The sequence below is a fragment of the Achromobacter sp. Marseille-Q4954 genome, assembly GCF_943737025.1.
GTDB classification, from domain to species: Bacteria; Pseudomonadota; Gammaproteobacteria; order Burkholderiales; family Burkholderiaceae_B; genus Achromobacter; species Achromobacter bronchisepticus_A.
The window spans coordinates 400,421-416,184 of the sequence record NZ_CALSFQ010000002.1 but is presented as its reverse complement, the minus strand read 5'-3'; the positions used below and the strand labels follow the sequence as shown (position 1 = coordinate 416,184).

Below are 15,764 nucleotides of genomic sequence, written 5' to 3'. Positions count from 1 at the left end.
TGTAACCGCGGCCGCTGCCGGCTTGCCGGGCCGCAGGGCCGATTGCGACGATTATGCCCGAGCCCGCGCAAGATGAAGTGTCATATTCGACGGCCCGGGAAGCTGCGCGCGCCGTAACTTCCGCCGACAAGAATGCTGCATTGCACTACAAATGTAATGAAACATTATTCCATTACAATCACATGGCAGTCCGGGGTTTTACGTCCCGGTGTTGCCCCTTTCCGCCGGCTTGCCTGTCCAGGCAAAGCCATGCCGCCCACTCCGATTCTTGAAGTGACGTAATGACGCCGCCCACGCGAAAAGCCCGAATTGCCCAACTCCGCATTCCCGTATTCCTGTCAGCGCCCATCATCGCCCTGACTCTCTCCTGGATTCCCGACGCCGCCCAGGCGTCCATCCGCTCCGAGCAGGCCCGCCCCTCGCTCACCGGCCTGCGCCTGGCGCAGGAACCCACCGTCCCCACCCTGCGCGACCGCGTCGTGCAAGCCGGCCTGGATGCCATCGGCACCCCCTATAGCTGGGGCGGCGACGATGCCGACGGATTCGATTGCAGCGGACTTGTGCTGCACGTCTTCCGCGAAATCGCCGGCCTGGAGCTGCCCCGCACGGCGCGCGCGCAACGCACCGCCGGCGAATCCGTCGCCAACAAACAGGAATTGCGCCCCGGCGACCTGGTGTTCTTCGCAACGCGCGGCCGCGGCGTGACCTCGCACGTCGGCATCTACATCGGCCAGAACAAGTTTGTCCACGCTCCGCGCCGCGGCACCAAGGTGCGTGTGGATGAAATGAAGAATTCGTACTGGAACAAGCGCTACGTCGGCGCCCGGCGCTATCTGGATATGCAACCGGGCCAGATGCTGGCCCAGGCTTCCGCCCGCTGACGGAAATGATCGGGGCGGCGCTGCCGGCGCGCCCCGGGGGGTGGCACCACAGCCTGCCGCGGCCAGTCCATCCAGGACGCGCCGCCGCAGGCTTGCCGCGTTTCAGCCCCGGCCCACGAAGGGCATATTGGTCGCCATGATGGTCATGAACTGCACGTTGGCCTCCAGCGGCAGGCGTGCCATGGCGGCCACCGCCTGCGCCACGTGCGCCACGTCCATGCGCGGCTCCACCTTGGTGCTGCCGTCGGCCTGCAAGATGCCTGCGGCCATGCGCTCGGTCATGTCGGTGGCGGCATTGCCGATATCGATCTGGCCGCAAGCAATGTTGTAGGGCCGGCAGTCCAGCGAAATCGACTTGGTCAGCCCGGTCACCGCGTGCTTGGTGGCGGTGTAGGCAATGGAGAACGGACGCGGCGCATGCGCCGAGATCGAACCGTTGTTGATGATGCGTCCGCCGCGCGGATTCTGCGCCTTCATCACGCGGATGGCGGCTTGCGCGCACAGGAACATGCCGGTCAGATTGGTGTCGACCACGTCACGCCAGACCGACACGGGCAATTCTTCGATCGGCATCGCCGGCGCGCCGCGGCCGGCATTGTTGAACAGCACATCCAGCCGGCCATACTCACGCTGCGCGCTGTCGAAGAGTTCACGCACGGCCTGCTCGTCGGATACATCAGTGGGCACCACCAGCGCCCTCACGCCGTCCTCGCCGGCCGCGGTGCGGGTGGCTTCCAGCGGTTCGCGGCGGCGGCCGGCCAGCACGACCCGATAACCTTGCGCCAGGAATTCCAGCGCCACCGCGCGGCCTATGCCGGTACCGGCGCCGGTGACCAGCGCCACGCGCGGGTGTTCGATCTCGTTCGCTTGCATCGGATTCTCCTTGTTATCGATCGGCGGAATGCTACCCCAATCATTCTGGCCATGCTGCAAGCGAAGGTTCCAGCCGTGACACATTCGAACGCGTCACACGCAAGCAAAAATTACCCGGCATGGACGAACTGCCGAACGCGCCGGAAGACGCGTTTTTCCTGAAGCGATCCCGACCGGCGGATCCGCGCCCGGGCCGCTTTTTCTCGCAGAAAAAAACCGCGCAACGCATGCCATAGGGTCGACAATTCCGTGTTGATCCGTCACAAGTCTTTATATAATTCCTGGCAATTAGCTTATTACCAGAAATCCAATAACACCCACGGAGCAGGTTCTATGACCCCACGGTCCCTATCCGCCGCACTGATCCTGAGCGCGCTGCACGCCGCCTCGGCCGGTGCGCAAAGCGCGCCCGACGGCAAGCAGATCAGCACCCAGGGCGCCAACGGCGCGCCCGCCTGTATCACCTGCCACGGCGCCCGTGGCGAAGGCAACCCGGCTGCCGGCTTCCCGCAACTCGCCGGCATGGGCAGCGCCTACCTCGAAGAACAGCTCGAAGCCATGGCCAATGGCTCGCGCGTCAGCCCGGTCATGGCCGCCACCGCCAAGGCGCTGGACCCGGCTCAGCGCAAGGCCGTCGCGCAATACTACGCCTCCCTGCCCTCCGCGCAGGACATCGACAAACTGGCCGCGACCGCCATGCATCCGGCCAATCCGGCCGATACCGGCGCCTGGCTGGCTACGCGCGGCGCCTGGGACAAGAACGTGCCGGCCTGCAACCAATGCCACGGGCCGGGCGGTATCGGCGTAGGCGCGAATTTCCCCGCCTTGGCGGGCCAGCCCGCCGCCTACATCGCCGGCCAACTGCGCGCCTGGCAGCAAGGCCAGCGCCCGCCGGGTCCGCTGGGCCTGATGCCGGCCGTGGCCACGCGCCTCTCCAGCGCCGAGATCGACGCCGTGTCCGCCTATTACGCAGGCCTGCCCAAGGCCGCCGACCAGCTTGCCGCGCAAGCCAACACCGCCGCGGGAGCCCAGCAATGACCCCCATCAGCCTGCGCCTGCTGTCCGCCGCCTGTCTGTTCGCATCCGCCGCCGCGTTTGCGGCCGAACCCCGCCCGTCCTTCACGCCGCCGTCGGCCGCGTCCATTCCCGATAACGATTTCGGCAAAGCCGTACGCGAAGGCGAGCAGATCTTCCTGCACACGCCCCAAAAGGCCGCCAAGTTCGTCGGCAACAACCTGAACTGCGTCAGCTGCCACCTGGACGCCGGCCGCCGGCCGGACTCCGCGCCGATGTGGGCGGCCTATGTGCTCTACCCCGCCTATCGCGCCAAGAACGGCCACGTCAACACCCTGGCCGAACGCCTGCAAGGGTGCTTCCGCTTCAGCATGAACGGCAAGGCGCCCGCCGCGGACGATCCCACCCTGACCGCGCTGCAGACCTACATGTTCTGGCTGGCCAGCAAGGCGCCGACCGGCGTGGTGCTGGAAGGCCAGGGCTATCGCAAGCTGCCCGCACCCGCCAAGAAGGCGGACTACCTGCGCGGCAGCGAGGTCTACGCGCAGTATTGCGCGGTCTGTCACGGGGCCGAAGGCCAGGGCCAGAAGAACGGCAAGCACTGGGTGTTCCCCGCCCTGTGGGGCGCGGACTCCTTCAACTGGGGCGCGGGCATGCACCAGATCGGCAATGCCGCCGGCTTCATCAAGGCCAACATGCCGCTCGGACAGGCCGGCATGCTGAGCGACCAGGAAGCCTGGGACGTGGCCTACTTCATGAACGCGCACGAACGTCCGCAGGATCCGCGCTACACGGAGTCTGTGGCCGCGACCCGGGCCAAGTACCACGACTCCGACGATTCGCTATACGGTATCGAGGTCAACGGCCATCTGCTGGGCAGCGACTCGCCGCCAGCCGGCGGCAAGCTGACCCAGGCCGCCGCCAAGGCTGGCGGCTAAGTCCGGCAGGCGCAAATCACGTGGCCGGCTTGCGGGTTCCCCCCTGCCCGGCCGCGTGATTTGTTATTCTTCGTGTCTTAGCATCACACGCCCGCCACATTCATGTCCGCCAATCCCGGAAACGTCTTCATGGTCGTCGCGCCCAGCGGCGCCGGCAAGTCCAGCCTGGTCAAGGCCTTGCTTCAGCAAGACCCCTCCATCCTGCTCTCCATCTCTTGCACCACCCGCGCGCCCCGCCCCGGCGAGGAAGACGGCCGCGAGTACCGCTTCGTGTCCACGGACGAGTTCAAGCTCCTGCGCGAAGGCAACAACCTGCTGGAATGGGCGGAAGTGCACGGCAATTTCTACGGCACGCCGCGAGACCGCATCGACGAAGCCACCCGCGCCGGCCGCGACGTGCTGCTGGAGATCGACTGGCAAGGCGCGCGCCAGGTGAAGCAGCGCTTCCCCGGCGCGATCGGCGTGTTCGTGCTGCCGCCGTCCATTGACGAACTCGAAAGCCGGCTCAAGGCGCGCGGCCAGGACGAACCCCAGGTGATCGCGCGTCGCCTGATGGCGGCGGGCGGCGAAATCGCCCACGCGCCTGAATGCGAATATGTTATTATTAATCAAGAATTTAGCGTGGCCTTGTCGGAATTGACTCAAATAGTCAGCGCCGCCCGGCTGCGCTTTTCGTCTCAGGCCGCCCGCCATAGCCAGTTGTTCTCGCAGTTGGGCATCCCGGCCGAGCACTGAGCCGAACGCATTCTCCCCATCCTCCATCAGCACCAGGTGTCCTAATGGCTCGCATTACCGTCGAAGACTGTCTGAATCAAATCCCCAATCGTTTCAAGCTCACGCTGGCCGCAACGTACCGCGCCCGCGAGTTGGCGCAAGGCCATGCCCCGCGCCTGGACAGCAAAGACAAGCCCACGGTCACTGCCCTGCGCGAAATCGCGGGCGGCCTCACCGGCGTGGAAATGCTGCGTAAAGTACCCACCTGATCGTTTCCGGGGGCGGCAAGCATGGCTTTTCCCGGGCTGAAGTACGCTTCATCAGGTCTGCTTGCCGCACTGCGTGCCGGCTCCCGTCTCGGGCGCCGCACGGGCAAGAAAGACAAGACTCCCCCCACGCCACCGTCCGTCGCCGCGCAAGAAGCGGCGGACGCGACCGCCTCGCCGGTCGCTTCGCTGGCGCCGCTGACCGAAATCATCGGCAGCTATCTCGACAAGAAAGACGTAGAGCGCGTGCGCGAGGCCTATCGCTTCGCGGACCAGGCGCATCTGGGCCAGTTCCGCGCCAGCGGTTCGCCCTACATCTCTCACCCCATCGCCGTCACGGAAATCTGCGCAGGCTGGAAGCTCGACGTCAACGCGTTGTCAGCCGCCCTGCTGCACGACGTGATGGAAGACCAGGGCATCGCCAAGCACGAATTGGCCGAGAAATTCGGCCCTGAAGTCGCCGAACTGGTCGACGGCCTGTCCAAGCTCGACCGCCTGGACTTCGCCACCAAGGCCGAACAGCAGGCCGAGAGCTTCCGCAAGATGCTGCTGGCGATGGCGCGCGACGTGCGCGTCATCCTCATCAAGCTGGCCGACCGCCTGCACAACATGCGCACGCTGGACGCGGTCAATCCGGAAAAGCGCCGCCGCATCGCGCGCGAAACCCTGGACATCTACGCGCCGATCGCCCATCGCCTGGGCCTGAACCTGCTGTTCCGCGAATTGCAGGACCTGTGCTTCGCGGCCATGTACCCGAACCGCTACCAGGTGCTGTACAAGGCGGTGCTGGCCGCGCGCGGCAACCGCCGCGAGGTCATCACCAAGATCGCCGATTCGGTGCGGGCCTCGCTGCCCGCCGCAGGCATCGAAGCCGAGGTCACCGGCCGCGAGAAGACGCTCTACGGCATCTACCGCAAGATGGTCGACCAGAAGAAGTCGTTCTCCGACGTCCTGGACATCTACGGCTTTCGCGTCATCGTGCACACCCTGCCCGAGTGCTACCTGGCACTGGGCACGCTGCACCAGCTCTACCGGCCCGTACCCGGCAAGTTCAAGGACTACATCGCCATCCCCAAGGTGAACGGCTACCAGTCCCTGCACACGACCCTGGTCGGCCCCTACGGCACGCCGGTGGAGTTCCAGTTCCGTACCCGCGACATGCATCATGTGGCGGAAGAAGGCGTGGCCTCGCACTGGCTCTACAAGGGCGCGGACCTCACCCTCAACGACCTGCAGAAGCGCACCCACCAGTGGCTGCAGTCGCTGCTGGACATCCAGAGCCAGACCGGCGATTCCGGCGAATTCCTGGAGCACGTCAAGGTCGATCTGTTCCCCGACGCGGTCTATGTATTCACGCCGCGCGGCAAGATCATCTCGCTGCCCCGCGGCGCCACGCCGGTGGACTTCGCCTACGCGATCCACACCGACATCGGCAACCAGGCGGTGGCCGCCAAGGTCAACGGCGAATTCGTGCCGTTGCGCACCGAACTCAACAGCGGCGACACGGTGGAAATCGTCACCTCCCCCGCTTCCCGTCCGAACGCGCAGTGGCTCAACTATGTACGCACCGGCCGCGCCCGCTCTGAAATCCGCCACTACCTGCGCACCGTCAAGTACGAAGAGTCCGTGGCCTTTGGCGAACGCCTGCTGGGACAGGCGCTGCAGGAGCTGCACATGCCCCTGCCCGCCACCGACGACCCGGCCTGGCAGAAGCTGGCGCGCAGCACCGGCGCCAGCTCGCGCGAGGAAATCCTGGCCGACATCGGCCTGGGCAAGCGCCTGGCCGCCGTGGTGGCGCGCCGCTTCGCGCCCGAACACCAGCTGGTCGCGACCACGGCCGCGGCGGTGGACGAGCTGACCTCGGCGCGCAGCGCCCCCATCCTGATCCAGGGCAATGAAGGCCAGGCGGTGCAATTGGCGCCTTGCTGCGGTCCGCTGCCAGGCGACCCCATCATCGCCGGCATGCGCATGGGACACGGGCTGGTGGTGCATACCGCCGATTGCCCGGTGGCCATGCGCCAGCGCCTGCGCGAGCCGGAACGCTGGATCAACGTCGCCTGGGATCCCAACAACACCGCCAAGCACCTGGCCACGCGCCTGGACATCGTCACGCGAAACGAGCGCGGGGTATTGGGGCGGCTGGCGGCGGAGGTCACGGCGGCCGACGCCAACATCGTGCACGTCACCATGCACGACGACGCGGTCGCTACGGTGTCGCTGCATCTGACGATCCAGGTCGACAGCCGCAAGCACCTGGCGCAAGTCATCCGCGCCATCCGCCACGTGCCGCAAGTGCAGAAGATCGTGCGCGTGAAGGGTTGAGCCGTTCTTCAGTGCAGGGCTGAAACGCCAGCCCTGCACTGCGCACCTCAGGTCACGTGCTGCAGAAAATCCTTGAGCCGCTGGCTGGGCGGATTGCTGAGCAATTCGCCCGGCGGACCGTCATGGGCGATCTTGCCGGCGTCGATGAAAATCAGGCGGCTGCCCACCTTGCGCGCGAACTCCATTTCATGCGTGACCACCACCATGGTCATGCCCTCTTCGGCCAGGTCGCGCATGACCTTGAGCACTTCGTGACGCAGCTCCGGATCCAGCGCCGAGGTCGGCTCGTCGAACAGCATCAGCTTGGGTTTGATGGCCAGCGCCCGCGCGATCGCCACACGCTGCTGCTGGCCGCCTGAAAGCTCGGACGGATAGTGGTTCATGCGCTCGGCCAAACCGACCTTGGCCAGCAGGCTTTCGGCCAGTTCACGCGCCTCGGCGCGGCTCTGGCCGCGCGTGTGGATCGGGCCGAACATGACGTTTTCCAGCGCGGTCATCTGCGGGAACAGATTGAACTGCTGGAACACCATGCCCGCCTCGCGCCGGATCTCGCGCACTTGCGCGGCCCCGCCGTTCACGCTCAGTCCGTCCACCAGCAAGTCGCCGCCATTGATGGTTTCCAGCACGTTGATGCAGCGCAGGAAGGTGGATTTGCCGGAGCCCGACGGGCCGACCACCACCACGACCTCACCCGCGTCGATGTTCAACGAAATGCCGTTGAGCACCATGGACTCGCCGAAGTTCTTGGTGACGTTGTGGAATTCAACCATGCTCATAGTATGCGCATCCTTCTTTCAATCAGATGCAGGCCCAGCGCCATCAGGCCGGTCAGGATCAGGTAGACGATCGCCACCGCCGACCAGATCTCGACGGCGCGGAAGTTGCTGGCCATGATTTCCTGGCCCTGCCGCGTCAGCTCGGCCACGCCGATCACGATGAAGAGCGAGGAATCCTTGAGGCTGATGATGCACTGGTTGCCCAGCGGCGGAATCATGCGGCGGAACGCCACCGGCCCGATGATGTGGAAGAGGATCTTGTGGAACGGCAGCCCCATGGCCTGTCCGGCTTCCTTCAGGCCCTTGTGCACGGACAACAGCGCGCCGCGCACGATCTCGGAAATGTAGGCGCCGGAATTGATGATGAGCGTGACGATCGCCGCCCACTCCGCGTCCACCCGGATGTTCGCCAGCAGCGGCAAGGCGAAATAGATGAACATCACCTGCACAACGATGGGCGTGCCGCGGATGACCGCAACGTAGACCTGTGCGATGGCCGACAGGATGGGATGCCCGTAAGCCCGTGTCACGCCGGACAGCGCGCCCAGCAGAAAGCCGCCGAACAAGCCCCAGAACGTGATCTTGATGGTCATCAGCGTACCCTCGAGCAGATTGGGTAGCGCGTCCCTGATTACAGTCCAGTCAAACTCCACGATATTCCCCCTATGGCGCGGCGCCGCGCCGTAGCGCGGCGGGAGCGGCGCGGGACCCTGCGCCCGACTGCGGCGTAGCGTCCGGCATCAGCCGGTGCAGGCCGATGCCGGGCGGTCCCGGAATGCAATGCGGACCCGGATGCTCAGGGCTTCTTGCCGAACCACTTGGTATAGATGGCGTCGTACTGGCCGTTGGCCTTCAGCGTGGCCAGCGCCTTGTTAACCTGCGGCACCAGATCGCTGCCCTTGGGGAAGGCGATGCCGTAGAAGTCGCCGCTCTTGACCGAGCCGACCACCTTCACGCGTCCCTTGCCTGCGGTATTGGCGTAGTACTGGACATTGGGCGTATCGTGCACCGCGGCGTCCACGCGGCCGGTGGCCAGTTCCAGATAGGCGTTGTCGATGTTGGGGAACAGCTTGAGCTTCGCGTCCGGCACCTGCGCCTTCAGGAAGTCCACGGTGGCGGTGCCGGTCTTGACCGCGACGGTCTTGCCGGCCAGGGACTTGGCGTCCTTGATGTCCGTATTCTTTTCGCCGACCAGGATGGCCAGGCCGCTTTCGTAATAGGGATCGGAGAAGTCGATGACCTTCTTGCGGTCATCGCGGATCGTGATGCCGGCCAGCGCCGCATCGATGTTCTTGGTCTGCAGGCCCGGGATGATGCCCGCGAAGTCCATCGGCTGCAGCTTGTACTTGAGGTTGAGTTCCTTGGCGATGGCCGCCCACAGATCCACGTCGAAGCCCACATAGGTATTACCCTGCTTGAACTCGAACGGCACGAAAGCGGTATCGGTGGCCACCACCAATTCCTTGCCTTGGGCATGCGCGCCTGAGACAGCGCCGAACATGGCCACGGACAGGCCGACCAGTGCGGCGGCGACTTTGCGTTTGATCATGAAACTCTCCTCTTGGGGACCAGTCGGCACCCCGGGGTTGTTGTAGGGGCATGATTCCTGGGCTGCGCCGGGGTCTCCGGCACGGCTTACCGCCGATCTTAACGCATACGTCCCCACCCGGCAGCGGCCGGAAAATTTACAATCCGCATGACACCCGGAGGATTCCCATGGCCTACAAACATGTACGCATTGCCGGAAACCGGCATCAGACCGGCCTCGCGCTGGGCAAGCTGGCGCGGCCCCTGATGGCGACCTACCTGGACCAAAGCCGCACCTGGGACGCGCTGCGGCCATGGCGCGGCCACGCCTTCCTGGACGAGTTGGCGCAGCAGGCGCAAGCCGCGCTGCCGGCGATCTGGGAAGAATTGGAAGGCATGGCCGAGGGCTTGCACATGCCGATCGAGGACGTGCTGCTGTGGAACTGCCGCGGCGACCTGCTGCACAGCACCACCGACGGCTGCACCTCCGTCGCGCTGAAAGCGGCCGACGGCACACGCTGGATCGCGCACAACGAGGACGGCGATCCCTACCTGCGCGGGCGCTGCCATCTGGTCGACGTGGCGCTGGACGACGCGCCCGGCTACCTCAGCTTCTACTATCCCGGCTCCCTGCCCGGCCATACCTTCGGCGCCAATCGCGCCGGACTGGTGCAGACCATCAACAACCTGCGCATCCGGCAGCGCCATCCGGGCGTGCCGCGCATGCTGATGGCGCGCGCCGTGCTCGACTGCACGACGCTGGACCAGGCGCTCGCCCTGATGCGCGACCTGCCGCATTCCGGGGGCTTTCACCACACGCTGGGCGCGGCCGGCGACGCCCGCCTGCTTAGCGCGGAAGTGGCGCCAGGCGAGGTTTCCATCCTGGAAATCGGCACGCGCTACGGCCATGCCAATCACATGGTGCATGCCGACATGGGGGGCATCGCGCAGATCGTCACCGACTCGTCGCGGGCACGGCAAAACCGCATCGAAGGCATCGTGGACGGCTGGTCCAGCGCCACCGCCAGCGCGGATCTGCTCGCCGCCTTGCATAACACCGAAGGCGAGCTGCCGATACTGCGAACCTCGCCGGACGATCCGGATGACGAGAACACGCTGGCGACGGCCGTCTTTGAAATTGGGGAAAGCGAAGTGACCTTGCGGGTATACGACCGGAAGGCCAAGGCGGAGATCGCGCTGGACGTAATGTCGGATGCGGAGTGAGATAGCCGCGTGACCCATCAACAAAACGGCCGCGTCATCACTGACGCGGCCGTTTTGTTTCCGTGCGGACGGATTACGCCGCCCCGTAGCCCCCGCCTCCCGGCGTTTCGACGACGAAGATATCGCCCGGACGCAACTGGGCGCTGTCCTGCGGACCCAGCTCCTGGACCGACCCGTCGGCGCGTTCGACCGAGTTGCGGCCCATGGTGCCGGGCTGCCCGCCCGCCAGGCCGAACGGCGCATACAGGCGGTTGTTCGACAGGATGGCGGCCGTCATGTCCTCCAGGAAACGGATGCGGCGCACGCCGCCGTCACCGCCCGGGTAGCGGCCGGCGCCGCCCGAGCCCTTGCGGATTTCGTAGGACTCCAACCGCACCGGGAACCGGAACTCCAGCACTTCGGGGTCCGTCAGGCGCGAATTGGTCATGTGCGCCTGCACCAGCGAGGTGCCGGCGAAACCTTCGTCGCGGGGACCCGCGGCGTCGATGCGCACCGGACCCGCGCCCGTGCCGCCCGAGATGGTCTCGTAGTACTGATGACGCGCATTGCCGAACGTGAAGTTGTTCATCGTGCCCTGGCTTGCGGCCAGCACGCCCAGCGCGCCGTACAGCGCGTTGACGATGCACATGGAGGTTTCCACGTTGCCCGCCACCACCGAGGCCGGCGGATTCGGGCGCAGCATCGAGCCTTCCGGCAGGATGATGGACAGCGGCACGAGGCAGCCGTCGTTCAGCGGAATATCGTCATTGACCAGCGTGCGGAACACGTACAGCACCGCCGCCACGGCGATGGCGCCCGGCGCGTTGAAGTTGTTGTCCAACTGGTTGGACGTGCCGGTGAAATCCACCACGGCGCTGCGCGCCTCGGTATCCACCTTCACGGCGACGCGGATCACCGCGCCGTTGTCCAGCGGGTACTCGTAGCTGCCGTCCTTCAACACCGAAATCACGCGGCGCACCGCTTCCTCGGCGTTGTCCTGCACGTGTCCCATGTAGGCGCGGACCACGTCCAGGCCGAAGTGGTCGCACATGCGCAGCAACTCCTGCACGCCCTTTTCATTGGCGGCAATCTGCGCGTGCATATCGGCGATGTTCTGGTCCGGATTGCGCGCCGGCCAGCGGCCCGAGCCCAGGATGCCCCGCGCCGCGGCCTCGCGGAATTCGCCGTTCTTGACCAGCTGGAAGTTGGTAAAGAGCACGCCCTCGTCTTCCACCGTCTTGGAATCCGGCGGCATGGAACCCGGCGTGGTGCCGCCAATGTCGGCGTGGTGGCCGCGCGAACCGACGTAGAACAGGATCTCGCGCCCCTCGCGGTCGAACACCGGCGTGATGACCGTGACGTCGGGCAAGTGCGTGCCGCCGTGATATGGATCGTTAACCACATAGGCATCGCCAGGCTGCATGCTGCCGGCGTTGGCGCGCATGACCGTGCGCACCGATTCGCCCATGGAACCCAGGTGCACCGGCATGTGCGGGGCATTGGCGATCAGCCGGGCCTGCGCATCGAAGATCGCGCAGGAGAAGTCCAGGCGTTCCTTGATGTTGACCGAATAAGCCGTGTTCTGCAGGCGGTAGCCCATCTGCTCGGCGATCGACATGAAGAGGTTGTTGAAGACCTCCAGCATGACCGGGTCGGCCTGCGTGCCGATGGCGCGGCGTTCCGGACGCGCTTCCACGCGACGGATCACGAAGTGGTCCTGCGCCGTCAGTTCGGCCTGCCAGCCGGCCTCGACCACCGTGGTCTGGTTGGGTTCGGAAATGATGGCGGGTCCCGCCACCACGTCGCCGCCCGCCATGTCCTCGCGCACGTACAGAGGCGTATCGCGCCAGGCGCCGCCGCTGTACATGCTGACGACGCGGCTGGGAGCCAGCGCGCCGTCGCGCACGCGCGCGCTGGCGGCTTCGCCGACGCGTTCGCCGCCGCCCGTGGCTTCGACCGATATGGTTTCCACCACCAGTTCGCGGTTGGGCATGAGGAAGGAATAGCGCAGGCGGTAGGCCGCTTCGAATTCCTTGCGCGCCTGTTCCAGGTCGGTGTACGCCACTTCCAGCGAGGTATCCGTGCCGCGGTACTTAAGGTGCAGGCGGCGTTGCACGCTGATGTCGCTTTCGGCAACATGCTGGCGGCGCAGTTCGCCCACCGCCTGGCCAGCCAGCTCGTCGAGCTCGCCCTTCAACGCCTGCATCAGTTCGGCATCGAGCACCTTCTCGACCGTCTTCTGGCGCATGTCGGTCTGGTCGGCCAGGCCCATGCCGTAGGCCGACAGCACGCCGCCCAGCGGGTGCGCGAACACCGTGGTCATGCCCAGCGCATCGGCCACCAGGCAGGCGTGCTGTCCACCCGCGCCGCCGAACACGGTCAGCGCGTACTCGGTCACGTCATGGCCGCGCTGCACCGAGATGCGCTTGATGGCTTCGGCCATGTTGCCCACGGCGATTTCCAGGAAGCCTTCGGCCAGCTGTTCGGGACTCATTTCGCGGCCGGTGGCGGCACGCACTTCGTCGGACATGGCCGTAAAGCGCGCCACGACCGCCTCGCGGTCCAGCGGCTCATTGGCTTCGGGACCGAAGACCTTGGGGAAAAAGTCGGGTTGGATCTTGCCCAGAAGGACGTTGCAGTCCGTCACCGCCAGCGGGCCGCCGCGGCGGTAGCAGGCGGGACCCGGGTTGGCCCCGGCCGAATCGGGGCCCACGCGCAGACGCGCGCCGTCGAAATGCAGGATCGAGCCGCCGCCCGCCGCCACGGTGTGGATGCTCATCATGGGCGCGCGCATGCGCACGCCGGCCACCTGGGTCTCGAATTCGCGTTCGAATTCGCCCGCGTAATGCGACACGTCGGTGGAGGTCCCGCCCATGTCGAAGCCGATGACCTTGGGAAAGCCCGCGATCTCGCTGGTGCGCACCATGCCGACGATGCCGCCGGCAGGACCCGACAGGATGGCATCCTTGCCGCGGAAACGGTGCGCGTCGGTCAAGCCGCCGCTGGATTGCATGAACATGAGGCGGATGCCCGGCAGTTCGCCGGCCACCTGGTCGACATAGCGCTTCAGGATGGGCGACAGATAGGCGTCCACCACCGTGGTGTCGCCACGCGACACGAACTTGATCAGCGGGCTGACCTCGTGCGAGGCCGACACCTGCGGGAAGCCCACTTCACGCGCGATGCGGGCCGCGATGCGCTCGTGCTCGGGCGCATGCCAGGCGTGCATGAAGACGATGGCCACGGCGCGGATGCCGCTGTCGTAAGCGGCCTGCATGGCCGCGCGCAGCGCGTCCTGATCCAGCTCGCGGATCACTTCGCCGTCGGCGGCCACGCGCTCGTCCGCTTCCACCACGGACTCGTAGAGCATCTCGGGCAGGACGACGTTGCGGTCGAACAGGCGCGGACGGTTTTGGTAGGCAATGCGCAGGCCGTCGCGGAAACCCCGGGTCGTCACCAGCAAGGTGCGCTCGCCCTTGCGTTCCAGCAAGGCGTTGGTGGCAACGGTAGTACCCATCTTCACGCACTCGACCTGATTGGCGGGCACGGGCTGGCCGGGCGCGATGCCCAGCAGCTTGCGGATGCCGGCCACGGCCGCGTCGCGATACTGCTCGGGGTTCTCCGAGAGCATCTTGGCCGTGGTGGTCGTGCCATCGGGGCGCCGCGCCACGATGTCGGTAAAGGTGCCCCCACGGTCAATCCAGAATTGCCACTTCATAGCTGTCCTTGCAAACAAAGGGTCGCCGCGGCGCCTGCGGCCGCGCACGGGTAAACGGAATCAGAGAGAGGTCGCCGCGCGGGCCGCCTGGTCGTACAGGCCGGACAACGCGCGCAGCGTATGCGCCAGTTGGCGGCTGTAGTCCAGCCCGCCCCCGCCCGGCGCGTCCAGGCCGGCGGTCAGGCATTGTTCGCGGACCTCGGCATAGCGCTTGAGTATGGCCGCGCCTTCCGGGGTCACGCTGTAAAAGACTTCCTTGCTGCTGCGCTCGCCCTTGACCACGCCCAGGCGGTCCAGCTTCTTAAGCGCGTAGCTGACGATGTGCGTGTCCTCGACATTCAGCGTGAAGCAGATGTCGGCCAGCTTTTTGGGGCGCTCACGGTGATAGACATGATGAAAGACCATCACGTCGGTGGGCGTCAGATCGGGCAGCCCGGCCGCCGCCATGCAGCGCACGGTCCAGCGGTCGAAGGCATGGCTGGCGATCATCAGACCGAATTCCACTTCGGAAAGGTCAGGCGCGCTGCCGCCGGCCAAATGGGCCGACGATGCAATCAAAGTGGGGGTCATGGAAGACGCAAGCCGAGTTTATATGAGCGAAATACTAATAATTTATCTATATTTCATCAATAAAAAATACGGACGAGACGCCAAAAATCCCCTCTTTCGAGGGAATACCCCTAGTAGACTGCAAGCGAAACGACGGTTTTAAGGCGCCGACCAGCCCATGGGCAGGTTCGCCCGGATCAACCATCCCGCGATGGAAATCCGCGGCGCGATCTCGGGCATGGGATCGCCCGGACCGAACCAGCGCGCATCGGCGATCTCGTCTTCCTGCACGCGTATGTCGCCGGACACGTAGTCCGCCGTGAACGCGACCATGAGCGAATGCGGAAACGGCCAGGACTGGCTGCCGAAATACTGCAGGTTGCCGACCTTCAGGCCGACCTCCTCATGGACCTCGCGGTGGATGGTCTGTTCGATGCTTTCGCCGGGCTCGACGAAACCGGCCAACGCGGTATAGCGCGAGGTCGCGGTGGTGGTGTGGCGCGCCAGCAGGATGCTGTCGCCCTTGCGGATCAGCACCATCATGGCGGGCGAAATGCGCGGGTAGGCCGAGAAGCCGCAGGACGGGCAACGCAGACAGAATTCGGTGGGCACCCGCTCTGCCGGCGTACCGCAGACGCCGCAGAACCGGTGCGTGCGCGCCCATTCGGCGATCTGGTAGGCGCGTCCGGCCAGCGCCATGCGTTCGTCATCCAGCACGCCAAAGAGCGAACGCAGCTTCCTGAAGGCGTAGCCCTGCGGCGGTTCCACGCCAGGTTCGACATGCACCGTGCGGCAGGGCGAGCCGGGCATGGCCCAGATCGGCTGCAAGGCCGCGGCCGCCACGCCTATCTGCACGCACAAGGCGGTATCCGGCAATACGGCGGACGTCTCTTCAACCAGCAACTCATCACGACGGAAAACGAAATTCACACACGCCTCGGCACCATGCATTCGATACGCAATGTTAGAAGAAAAACGGCTGC

14 protein-coding genes are annotated in these 15,764 nt (G+C 65.7%); 7 read left to right on the top strand and 7 right to left on the bottom strand.

Annotated elements, in window-relative coordinates; all coding sequences use genetic code 11:
• Positions 1 to 281 precede the first annotated feature (281 nt).
• Positions 282 to 881 carry a C40 family peptidase gene (locus NGK62_RS19985; protein WP_059375793.1) on the top strand — a complete coding sequence of 200 codons (600 nt, stop codon included), beginning with the start codon at positions 282 to 284 and terminating at the stop codon, positions 879 to 881.
• 102 nt (positions 882 to 983) lie between these two features.
• Here the strand turns inward: NGK62_RS19985 and NGK62_RS19980 are convergent, their stop codons facing one another.
• Complete coding sequence (locus tag NGK62_RS19980) at positions 984 to 1,754, bottom strand: SDR family oxidoreductase (RefSeq protein WP_059375790.1); 771 nt, start codon at positions 1,752 to 1,754, stop codon at positions 984 to 986.
• A gap of 333 nt (positions 1,755 to 2,087) precedes the next feature.
• Between NGK62_RS19980 and NGK62_RS19975 the strand changes: the two genes are divergently transcribed.
• The 5 genes from NGK62_RS19975 to NGK62_RS19955 all read left to right on the top strand — a co-directional run bounded on the left by NGK62_RS19975 (position 2,088) and on the right by NGK62_RS19955 (position 7,008).
• Positions 2,088 to 2,792: a c-type cytochrome gene (locus tag NGK62_RS19975; protein ID WP_059375787.1), complete on the top strand. Its 705-nt coding sequence runs from the start codon at positions 2,088 to 2,090 to the stop codon at positions 2,790 to 2,792.
• Positions 2,789 to 3,706, top strand: a complete 918-nt coding sequence (locus NGK62_RS19970; protein WP_059375780.1) for a c-type cytochrome — start codon at positions 2,789 to 2,791, stop codon at positions 3,704 to 3,706. The genes NGK62_RS19975 and NGK62_RS19970 overlap by 4 nt, the downstream gene beginning before the upstream one ends.
• A gap of 102 nt (positions 3,707 to 3,808) precedes the next feature.
• The gene (gene gmk, locus NGK62_RS19965; protein WP_251879972.1) at positions 3,809 to 4,441 is read left to right on the top strand and encodes a guanylate kinase; all 633 of its coding nucleotides are present in this window, start codon (positions 3,809 to 3,811) and stop codon (positions 4,439 to 4,441) included.
• A 44-nt stretch (positions 4,442 to 4,485) separates the two neighbouring features.
• The gene (gene rpoZ, locus NGK62_RS19960; protein ID WP_006219679.1) at positions 4,486 to 4,689 is read left to right on the top strand and encodes a DNA-directed RNA polymerase subunit omega; all 204 of its coding nucleotides are present in this window, start codon (positions 4,486 to 4,488) and stop codon (positions 4,687 to 4,689) included.
• 21 nt (positions 4,690 to 4,710) lie between these two features.
• Positions 4,711 to 7,008 (top strand): RelA/SpoT family protein, encoded by a 2,298-nt coding sequence (locus NGK62_RS19955; RefSeq protein ID WP_054454071.1) that lies wholly within the window; start codon positions 4,711 to 4,713, stop codon positions 7,006 to 7,008.
• 47 nt (positions 7,009 to 7,055) lie between these two features.
• On the opposite strand, the gene glnQ is transcribed toward NGK62_RS19955, so the two are convergent.
• From glnQ to glnH, 3 genes are all read right to left on the bottom strand, one after another.
• Entirely contained in the window at positions 7,056 to 7,784 is a 729-nt protein-coding gene (glnQ, locus tag NGK62_RS19950) for a glutamine ABC transporter ATP-binding protein GlnQ (RefSeq protein WP_059375777.1), read from the bottom strand.
• Complete coding sequence (gene glnP / locus NGK62_RS19945; protein ID WP_054454065.1) at positions 7,781 to 8,437, bottom strand: glutamine ABC transporter permease GlnP; 657 nt, start codon at positions 8,435 to 8,437, stop codon at positions 7,781 to 7,783. Before glnP ends, glnQ begins: the two co-directional genes overlap by 4 nt.
• A 143-nt stretch (positions 8,438 to 8,580) precedes the next feature.
• Complete coding sequence (gene glnH / locus NGK62_RS19940) at positions 8,581 to 9,333, bottom strand: glutamine ABC transporter substrate-binding protein GlnH (RefSeq protein ID WP_054454063.1); 753 nt, start codon at positions 9,331 to 9,333, stop codon at positions 8,581 to 8,583.
• A 167-nt stretch (positions 9,334 to 9,500) separates the two neighbouring features.
• On the opposite strand from glnH, the gene NGK62_RS19935 reads away from it, so the two are divergent.
• Positions 9,501 to 10,535 carry a C45 family autoproteolytic acyltransferase/hydrolase gene (locus tag NGK62_RS19935; protein ID WP_251879970.1) on the top strand — a complete coding sequence of 345 codons (1,035 nt, stop codon included), beginning with the start codon at positions 9,501 to 9,503 and terminating at the stop codon, positions 10,533 to 10,535.
• Positions 10,536 to 10,608: 73 nt separating this feature from the next.
• Here the strand turns inward: NGK62_RS19935 and NGK62_RS19930 are convergent, their stop codons facing one another.
• The 3 genes from NGK62_RS19930 to nudC form a co-directional block, all read right to left on the bottom strand.
• Positions 10,609 to 14,232 carry a hydantoinase B/oxoprolinase family protein gene (locus NGK62_RS19930; RefSeq protein WP_251879968.1) on the bottom strand — a complete coding sequence of 1,208 codons (3,624 nt, stop codon included), beginning with the start codon at positions 14,230 to 14,232 and terminating at the stop codon, positions 10,609 to 10,611.
• Positions 14,233 to 14,292: 60 nt separating this feature from the next.
• Complete coding sequence (locus tag NGK62_RS19925) at positions 14,293 to 14,802, bottom strand: winged helix DNA-binding protein (protein ID WP_059375770.1); 510 nt, start codon at positions 14,800 to 14,802, stop codon at positions 14,293 to 14,295.
• A gap of 138 nt (positions 14,803 to 14,940) precedes the next feature.
• Positions 14,941 to 15,711, bottom strand: a complete 771-nt coding sequence (gene nudC / locus NGK62_RS19920) for an NAD(+) diphosphatase (protein ID WP_118932038.1) — start codon at positions 15,709 to 15,711, stop codon at positions 14,941 to 14,943.
• Positions 15,712 to 15,764 lie beyond the last annotated feature (53 nt).